This is a genomic window from Corallococcus sicarius (assembly GCF_003611735.1).
GTDB lineage: Bacteria > Myxococcota > Myxococcia > Myxococcales > Myxococcaceae > Corallococcus > Corallococcus sicarius.
Genome location: NZ_RAWG01000359.1, coordinates 1 through 9,069, shown reverse-complemented (window position 1 = coordinate 9,069; position 9,069 = coordinate 1). Strand labels below are relative to the sequence as shown.

Here is a 9,069-nt window from a genome sequence, read left to right as displayed (position 1 = left end):
GCGGGGGCTCGCCACGGGGGCCCTGCGCGTGGGCTACCCGCCGAGCATGCGCGGCATCGTGGTGCCGGCGCTGGCGGCGGTGCTCCGCAAGCACCCGGGCCTCGCGCTGAGCGCGGAGGAGGCCATCGTGCGGAGGCTGGAGCGGCGGCTCGCGGACGGCAGGCTGGACGTGGGGCTGGGCTATGCGCCCGCGCGCCTCACCGACCTGGACGCCGAGCCCGTCTTCGACAGCCGGCTCGTGCTCGTCGTCGCACGGGGGCACGCGCTGGCGGGCGCGGAGTCCGTGGGGGTGAAGCTGCTCGCGGAGGAGCCGTTCGCGCTCCTGTCACGCGGGCTGCGGGTGCGCGCCCGGGTGGACGCGCACTTCGCGGCGATGCGGCTCGCTCCCCGGGTGGCGCTCGAATCCAACGCGGTGGCCACCGTGCTGGCCATCGTCCGCGCGGGGCTCGCCGTCACGGTGCTCCCGGAGCCGCGGCTCGCGGACGCGGAGCGCCTGGTGGTGAAGCGGCTGTCCCCCGCGCCCCGCTCGGAGCTGGCGGCGCTCCTCTGGCGGAAGGGAGCGCCCCGCACGCCCGCGGCGGAGCTGTTCGCGGCGGAGGTCCGCGCGCGGGCGAAGGAGGACGCGGGCTGAGCAGACTTCAGGCGCCCGCGCTGACCTTCATGCCGAGCATGGGGCGGTACACCGCGCGGTAGGACCAGGCCAGGTAGATCTCCAGCGCCAGGAGCACCACCGCGAGCCCCACGCCCGAGGGCGCCAGGAACGCGTGGAACAGGAAGATGTTCACGATGACGGGCGCGATGAGCGCCAGCGCCAGCGGCACGAAGCGGTTGAGCAGGAACAGCGCCCCCGCCACCACCTCCGTGCCCTTCACCAGCCCGAACAGGTAGCCCGTGGCCTTCATCGCCATGCCGAAGGCGAGCGCCGGATCCGCCGGGTCCAGCTTCGGCTGCGGGATGAATTCGAGGAAGCCGTTCAGGCCGAAGACGAAGAAGACGAGCCCCAGCAGCACGCGGGCCACCGTGGGCAGGTGACGGGCCAGCGACTTCTTCTGGGAATGCTCCACGGGGGTGGAGGGAATGGCGGTGTCCATGGGGTGCTCCGTTCAGGGAAATGCGGCTTCTACTCCACGTCGAACGAAGCGCCCACGCATCGACACCGCTTTCCATTTTCCAGGGAGGCCCCACACAGCCCCACACCTCCCTGGGGTACAGGGTTCGGCGTCATCCGTCCGCGTGGACCGCGAAGACGCCCCGCAGCCCCGCGATGAGCGCATTGCCGGGGTACGGCTCACCGAGCGGCCCCAGCGCGTCCCGCAGGGCCGTGAAGAGCGCGCGGACGCGCTGGGGGTGGGAGCCATCCCAGTCCAGCTCCCGGGCGATGTCCGCGCTCCCCTTCCGGAACTTCTCCAACGACCTGTCGTAGGGCGCCGCCGTGGGGATGTTGATGCGCAGCAGCAGCCCCAGCATCGCGATGATCTCCGTGAAGTCATAGCGGTCCGACTTCGCGTCGTGGATGGTTTCAAGGCGGACGTTCTCCGGGCGGAACCAGTAGCCGATGTTGTCGGAGGCCCTCTCGGCACTGTGCTCCACGCTCACGGTGAGCTGCGAGTGGAGGTCCGGGTCCACCTCGGTCACCAGGGAATGGCGAACGGTCACCGACCGCAGGGAGGTGCTGTCGAAGCGGCGCGTGGGCAGGTGTCGCAGCGGCGTCCCATCGAAGGTCACCCCCTCCAGCTTCGGCAGCCGCGTGAGGACCTCCGGGAAGTCCCACATGAGCTGGACCCGGCTCCAGCCTCCGAAGGCCCTCCGCACGTAGGCGTACGGGTTGTTGACCAGGTTCACCGTCCGCAGCTCGACACACTCCGCGAGCGAGTCCGGCAGTCGCCAGAGGCAATTGTATTCAAGGTTCAGCACCCGCAGCTTCTTCAGCGCGCCCAGGGACTCGGGCAGCGCCAGCAGGCCATTGAGGCTCACATCCAGTTCACGCAGCTCCGTGAGCTGACCCAGGGCCTCCGGGAGCGTGCGCAATTCATTGCGCCGGAGGTTGAGCTTCTCCAGACGGCGGAACAGGAACAGCTCCTCTGGCAGCGACGTGAGCCCCTTGGCCTCCAACGTCAGGCTCTTCACCTTGTCGGGCTCCGCCATCTTCTTTGAAACCAGCTGACGGAACGCGGCCCGGATGCTGGTGAACTCCGGGCGCGAGATGGGCTTCCCGGCGACCAGCAGCGTCCGCGCCTTGGCCAGTTGGACGCGCTCGTCGGACACCACCGCCGGGACGAAGACGCCCTTCACGTCATGGGGGTCCTGGGCATCCTCCACCCCGGCCGACACCGCGAAGACCTTCGAGCCCTGCCCCTGGTAGCGGTACGCATCGACGGCGCCCTCCACCTGGAGGGCGTAATCCGAGGCGATGGTGCGGGCCACGAGGTCGCCTCCCACGCAGACACTGCCGTGGTTGTAGACCGCCACGAAGTCCCCGGTCATGACGTCACCGGCGACGCGCAGCCGCGAACCCCCCATTGCGATGCTCGTCGCGAAGAGGTTTCCGTCGACCTGGAGGAACGGTCCGAAGTCGTTCTCCCCATTGAATACGCAACCCTCGACGGTGAGGTTGCCGCGCACGATGAGTCCGATGAAGGGCGACGCGTCCGGGTCCTCCAGCGCGAAGATGCCCCGGCGGAAGTCGAGCCACAGCTCGTGCGGCACGACGACGTCGCCGGTGAGGATGAGGACGCGGTCGTCATCCTCACCGGATCTGCCCGGGACCTGCACCGAGTCCTTCACCTGTTCCCAGGTGGAGGACTCGAAGACGAGGTCGCTGGACCAGAAGCCCTTCGCGACCCGGGCCGCGACCCGCTTGCGCGCGAAGGCCCCGGCCGCCTCGGCGGAAGCGAAGGTCCGGGACTCGCGCTTGCCGTCCGTGCCGACCTTTCCGTGGTGCAGCTCCAACCGCTCGCCGTGCTGGACGTAGGACCAGAACCCGCGGGTCTTGCCTTCCGGGCCCTCGAGTCGCATCGCCAGGCGGGGTGGGGCCACGGGGAGTTGGGGAATCTTCATGGGCCCCGGCTTCTATCGTGAATCCCTCCGGCTTCGAGGCCGATAGGATGCGCGCCCATGCGCCTTTCCAAAGATGAGTTCCTGCCTCGAGCGGAAGCCACGCTCGCCGGACTCGACGGCCCCGTGCTCGAGGCGCTCTCCCATCACGGCGAGCCCTCGGTCTCGTCCCTCGCCAGCGTGTTCAAGGGGAAGGCGTCGCTCCTGCCTGTCGACTTCGCCCAGGCGCTCTGTCCCGGGCCCCTCACGGACATCGGCTTCGCGGCCGTGGCGCTGCGCGACGTCCTCGAGCCCGTGGACGCGGTGCTCGGTGAGTCGGTGACCGAGGCCCGGGTCGTGACGGGGACCGCGCGGGCTCCAGGCTCGTTGTTCGTCTCCTGTCCCCTCATCGTGCTCGGCGACCTGGAGGTGGACGGAGTGCTGTCGGACTGTGGTCCGGATTCGACCGTCGTGGTCGTGGGCCGCTGTGTCGCGAAGGGACTGCGGACGTCGGGGAACTTCCTGGTCCTCGGCGACCTCGTGGTCCGTGACGTCATCCAGGGCGTCTACAACGATGAAAGCCTCGTCGTGGCGGGCGACCTGACGACGCGCTTCCTCGACGAGAATGATCACGACGTCTCGTGTTACGGCGAAGTCCACGCCGAGCATCACTTCGAGAATGGTCGCTCCGGTGGCGAAGCCGCGTCCCTGGCGTCCACCTTCCTCGTGCCCGATCTCTGGAACCTCGATCTCGAGGAACTCCACCACGACGATCTCTTCGAGCGCATCCGGCGCGGCGAGCCGGTCTTCACGTCGACGCCGCAGGAGCAGCAGGTCCGCGAGCCGGACGCGCCCACGGCGCAAGAGCTCGAGGGGCTCGACATCGAGGGGATCGCGGCACGGGCGTCGCCCCGGGCGCGAGCGACGGATGTCGTCTATGCGCGGCGGGAGACGGGCGAGGTGTGGCTGATGCGTCCTGGCAGCTTCCCCGTGACCATCTACGACGGGGAGAAGTTCCTCATGGAGGAAGGGACGCCGCCAGCCCTCGCCGCGACGCGGGCGTCCGAGCGGGTGACCCTCTGGCGCAGGCGGGGCGACCTCTTCCTGGAGATCGAACGCTTCGACGCCATCGTCCAGCTCCATGCGGGCAACAACAACGGGTGGATACAGACGCTCCGCTTCGCCTTCGACGGGCCGGACGCCGCCGCGCGCGAGGTGCGGCGGCTGGAGGCCCGCTACACAGGGGACTTCCTGCGCGTGACGACCACGGTTCCCGGCCGGGGCCCACTGGAGCGCGAGCTTGCGAAGTACGGAGACAAGGCGCAGTACACCTCGGCCATCGTGGAGGGCACGACGCTGGTCACCCGGGACGGCGAGCGCCGGAGCTTCGATGACGAGGCGTCCGCGATGAGCGCCCTGGAGGACTGGCTCGCCGAGAAGCGCCGGGAGGGGTTCAACCTGAAGATCCTCGAGTGGAGGCCCTTTGGCCTCCTGGCAGCCAGAGGATAGACTCCGATTCAGTCGTGCGTTTGCGCCCGGGGGGGCTCATGGCAGAGCGACGTGAATGGGTATTTGGAACGCATCGGGTGCACTTCGAGGAGCCCGACGTCCTCTTCGTCGACTTCAACGGCGCCACGGGGCTGGAAGATGCGAAGCGGGTGATCTCCATCGTGCTGGAGGTCGCGGCGCAGGGCCCCGTGTTCGTCGTGGTGGACATCGACGGTTCCACCATCGACAAGGCCGCGCGCGACTACTTCAGCAAGGAGTCCAGCCCGGAGCGTCTGCGAGGCGTCATCTACGTCGGCTCGAATCGCCTGCAGATCGCGAGCGCCAAGGCCGTCGCCTTCGCGCTCTACCTCACCGGGAAGCTGAAGGGAGACGTGGACTTCGTCACGACGATGCAGGCGGCGCGCGAGCTCATCGAGCGCAAGCGCGCGAAGGCCACTGAGACCCGCTGAACCCGGGCGCGATAGGCTGTGCTCCCATGCGCATCCTGGAATGGTTGTTCGGTGCCTCTTCCTCGGAGCCCCGACAGGAGTCCTGGCGGGAGCATGGCCGTGACGCGTTGCCGGCCGCCGCCGGGCTCTTCCTGAAGGAGCTCGCGCGGCAGGCGGGCATCGAGGACCCCCAGGTGGCGACAGGCGAGGACCGCTTCGCCGGGGAGCTGCGGGGCACGTTGGGCGGACATCCGCTGCGCGCGGTCGTGACGACGTTCGGCTCCGTGGAGTTGGAGCTCCTCCACGAAGAGGAGCTGGACTTCATGGACCTGGAATACGACCCCGAGCGCGAGGCCGCGCCCGAGCCCGCCCTGCCGCCGTGGGGCGATGAGAAGCGGCCCCCTGTCGTCGGGCCCGGGGTCTGCGTCAGTGACAGTGGCAAGGAACTCGCGGCGTTCCGCGCGCTTCCCACCGAACTCCAGGAGCAGCTCGTCAACGACCTGCGGCAGCACCGCATCCGGTACTTCCGCTCACGGCCGGAGCGCCTGGAGGTGACCTTCTGGGACAACCTCCACGAGATGCGCGACGCGGAAGCCACCGTGACCCGCGCGCTCGCGCTGGGCCTGGAGGTCCTCGCCGCCCGGGAAGCCAGCCCTCCGGGCGCGTCCGACCACGCACCGTTCAATGCGCAGGTGCCCTTCCGAGGATGGGGCGGGCTCTCCGAGGACGAGCGTTGGGCGCGCGCGCTGAGCTTCGGCCGGGTGCTGGTGGAGCAGATTCCTGGAGCGAGGCTCGTGGAGCGACGCGACGATGACGCCGTGGAGGTCCGCTGGAAGGAGGGCACCTGTGCGGTGCGCATGGCCCTGGGAGTGCTCTTCGGCACCCTGGAGGTCGCGGCAAGGGCCCCGGGCGTCGAGGCGTGCTTCGACCTGCTCCACGACCCGGAGGTCACGCCCGATGACGCGACCCCGGCGGACGAGTGGGACACCCCGGACCGCTTCGTCTTCTTCGCGCGCAACACCTACGTCCAGGGCACGGAGGCCCTCACCCGTCGTGAGGCGGCCGTGCTGCACGCGCTGCCGGCGCAGCTGCGCGACGCGCTGGTGCAGATCGTGGAGAGCGCGCCGCTCGGCCGCGTCTCCCTGGACGAGGGCGTGCTGGAGGCCTCCGCCGGAGAGCTGGTGAACCTCCGGGACGGTGGGCAGAAGGCGCGGGAGCTGGCGCGGCTGCTCGCGCGCGTCGCCGAAGCCCTTCCCCGGGGCGCCGCGCCACGACCGACCAGCGACACCCCGGTCCGGTGCGCGGACTGCCACGGCTTCTGGTTCCGCGGCCCCGAACGCGCGCCTTGCCGCCACTGCGGTACGCCGTACCGGGGCTGAGGCCCGAGCAGCGCCCGGGGCCCATCCTCCGCCCACGGCCGGGAGGCGGAGGTTGACTCGCCTTGGCAGGACGGTGGAGTTTGGTGGTTCTCGTGATTCCCACCGCAGACGCCCCCCGTCATCCCACCTGGCTCGCGCGCGGAGCCCTCGCGCTCCTGGTGCTCCTCTTCGCCGGGCTGCTGTTTCGCGCCATCGTCGTGCCGGGCAGCGCCATCCTGAGCGTCTACAACTCGGACATGGCCATTCCGCTGCTGATGGCCAATGGCCCCTGGAGGGGATTCTTCGACGCCTACTACTACGGGCAGGACCGCTTCGGGGCCTGGCCCTTCCTGCTCGCGCGAGGGGCGCGCCAGTTGCTCGGCTTCGACTGGACGCCGGTGGGGATGCAACGGCTGTACATGACGGCCGCGCTCCTCACCCCGGTACCGCTCGCCCTGCTGGCGCGGCGTGCGGGGCTGGTCGCGGCGGCGGCGTGGGTGTTCGTGGCGGTGACGAATCCCTCCCTCGCCCGCGTCTACCTGGGCCACGCGCAACCCTACGCGTTCCAGTGCCTGACCGTGTGCGGCGCATGGGCGGTGCTGCACTCGCTGATGAGGAAACCTGAGCACCCCGGGCGGCGGTTCGCGGGGTTGGCCGTCCTTGGATTCCTCTCCACATGGATGTCACCCACGAGTGGCCCGATCCTGGCCGTGCTGCTCGGGGTGCAGCTCCTGGGCCGATGGGGCTCGGTGCCCACGCGCGAGCTCTTGCGGCGCGCGGTGCCCGTGGGAGCCCTGATCGCCCTGGGCCCCGTGGCCGAGCGGATCCTTCGCGGGCGCTACCACCACGCCGCCCGGGACGCCTTCCGCACCGACTTCCGCACCCGGGTTCACCTGGACCAGGGGCACCTGCTGGAGAACCTGCGCGCGGTGACGAACACGTGGTCGCAGGACGGCTCTTGGGGAGCGCTGGTCCTGGCCGTGGTGGGGGTGGGGGCCTTCGCGCTGCTCACCGCGCGGCGCCTGCGGGCCGGGCGGGAGGCGGCGGCAGGAGGAGGAGCCCCCGCGAGCGGGGAGGCGCTCCTGCTGTCGGCGTCGGCGACCGCCGTAGCCGCGCTCAATTTCGCCATCTGCGTGGCGGTGGACCACGTGCGGCGCCACGACTACGACGTGCGTTATGTGGCCCTCACGCACCTCTTCCTCGCGGTGGCGGCCGCGTTGGTCGTGTGGGCCGCGGTGGAGGCCTTGCTGGCACGCAAGCCGGCGCTGGTGGAGGGGGCAGCGCCGCTGCTCGGCCTGGCCCTGGTGGGGGCGGCGCACCTGCGGATGATTGAGCTGCACCCGGCCCCCGAGCAGCAGGCGCAGGAACTCAGGGCGCGAGCGCTGCAATCAGCGCAGGGCGAGCGGGTGGTGCTCGGCGACTATTGGCAGACGTATGTCTATGCGGCGCTGGCCCCTCCCGGAGCGGTGGTGGGGCTGCCCATCGAAGGGCTGTACCTGCGCACGCCGTTCGATCTGCCGCGGCTGCGCGCGGCGGAGACGGTGGTCGTCAATCACGCCGACGTGAAGGCCTTCGGCCCCCCGGAGGCACCGCAGGCGCTCATCGGCCAGTACGGGGTGCTGCTGCACCTGGAGCGCGCGGCCACGCCGCTCGAGGGTTTCTCGCTCTACCGCCGTGTGGACCGGGAGGCGCTCCCGGCCACGCTGGAGCCGGCGCCGCTGTATCGGTGGAACTTCTGTGCCGGCGCGAAGTCGCGGGGCACGCTGCGTTTCGAGAGCACCGGCCCGGTGGTGGTGCTGGTGCGCAGCACGGGGGTGAGCGCGGGAGCACCGCTGCCACGGGCCGAGCTGGCGGGGCGCGCGCTGCCGGTGGACGCCTTGCCGGACTTCTACCGCGTGCGGGTGCCCGGACCGGTGACACGCGCCGAGCGGCTGGAGCTGGGCGGGCTTTCCGGTCTGGAGAAGGGCGCGCCCGGCTGTTGGGCGCAGGATGTGTTCGTGCTGCCCGAAGCGGCGGCTCGGGCCGTGGGCGCTGGCTGACGTGATGGGAACGGGAGGCGTGGCGACGCGGGACATCTGTTGTCTTGCGCTCCCAGGACGTGGATGGTGGGATCCGCCCCCTTCCCGATGAGTGCCCCCCTCCCCGCCGCTGACACCTCCCGGACGCGGCTCGACGGATTGCTCGTCGCGGCGCTCGTCGTCTGGGGGCTCGCGCAGCTCGCGCCGCACCTGGCCCATCCCGCCATCTACAACTGGGACGAGGCGATGCATCAGGCCGCCGCGCGAGGCACGCACGACACGTTCTTCACGCCGCACATCTACAAGGCCCCGCTCTACCCGAGCGACCCCCGGCACTGGTGGGCCGCGCACGTCTGGATGCACAAGCCCACGGGCCCCTTCTGGTTCGGCGCGCTGATGATGCACGTCGTGGGCGTGACGCCGCTCGCGCTGAGGCTGGCGTCGCTGCTGGGTCACCTGGCCGCGGCGGTCGCCATCTACCTCATCGCCCGGCGGCCCGCGGGGCGGCTGTGGGCCACGCTGGGCGCGGCGGGCTTCCTGGCGCTGCCCTTTGGCTGGCAGCTCGTGCAGGGGCGCTTCTTCGGAGACGTGACGGACTGACACCTCCCGGACGCGGCTCGACGGATTGCTCGTCGCGGCGCTCGTCGTCTGGGGGCTCGCGCAGCTCGCGCCGCACCTGGCCCATCCCGCCATCTACAACTGGGACGAGGCGATGCATCAGGC

At 70.6% G+C, this 9,069-nt stretch carries 8 protein-coding genes; 6 read left to right on the top strand and 2 right to left on the bottom strand.

What is annotated here, in order from left to right:
* A partial coding sequence (locus tag D7X12_RS35550) for a LysR family transcriptional regulator substrate-binding protein (protein ID WP_120629651.1) occupies positions 1-631 on the top strand: 631 nt, incomplete at its 5' end.
* Between the two features lie 7 nt (positions 632-638).
* Here D7X12_RS35550 and D7X12_RS35545 read toward each other — a convergent pair.
* A complete protein-coding gene (locus D7X12_RS35545) occupies positions 639-1,091 on the bottom strand; it encodes a DoxX family membrane protein (RefSeq protein WP_120629649.1) in 453 nt (150 codons plus the stop codon).
* Between the two features lie 130 nt (positions 1,092-1,221).
* Positions 1,222-3,057 (bottom strand): leucine-rich repeat domain-containing protein, encoded by a 1,836-nt coding sequence (locus D7X12_RS35540; RefSeq protein WP_244224975.1) that lies wholly within the window; start codon positions 3,055-3,057, stop codon positions 1,222-1,224.
* Between the two features lie 57 nt (positions 3,058-3,114).
* On the opposite strand from D7X12_RS35540, the gene D7X12_RS35535 reads away from it, so the two are divergent.
* The 5 genes from D7X12_RS35535 (at position 3,115) to D7X12_RS35515 (ending at position 8,946) form a co-directional block, all read left to right on the top strand.
* Entirely contained in the window at positions 3,115-4,542 is a 1,428-nt protein-coding gene (locus D7X12_RS35535) for a hypothetical protein (RefSeq protein ID WP_120629648.1), read from the top strand.
* 77 nt (positions 4,543-4,619) lie between these two features.
* The gene (locus D7X12_RS35530) at positions 4,620-4,991 is read left to right on the top strand and encodes a hypothetical protein (protein WP_120629647.1); all 372 of its coding nucleotides are present in this window, start codon (positions 4,620-4,622) and stop codon (positions 4,989-4,991) included.
* A gap of 26 nt (positions 4,992-5,017) precedes the next feature.
* Positions 5,018-6,349 carry a hypothetical protein gene (locus D7X12_RS35525; RefSeq protein ID WP_120629646.1) on the top strand — a complete coding sequence of 444 codons (1,332 nt, stop codon included), beginning with the start codon at positions 5,018-5,020 and terminating at the stop codon, positions 6,347-6,349.
* A gap of 92 nt (positions 6,350-6,441) precedes the next feature.
* Complete coding sequence (locus D7X12_RS35520; protein ID WP_120629645.1) at positions 6,442-8,367, top strand: hypothetical protein; 1,926 nt, start codon at positions 6,442-6,444, stop codon at positions 8,365-8,367.
* Between the two features lie 87 nt (positions 8,368-8,454).
* Entirely contained in the window at positions 8,455-8,946 is a 492-nt protein-coding gene (locus D7X12_RS35515) for an ArnT family glycosyltransferase (RefSeq protein ID WP_244224974.1), read from the top strand.
* Positions 8,947-9,069: the final 123 nt, after the last annotated feature.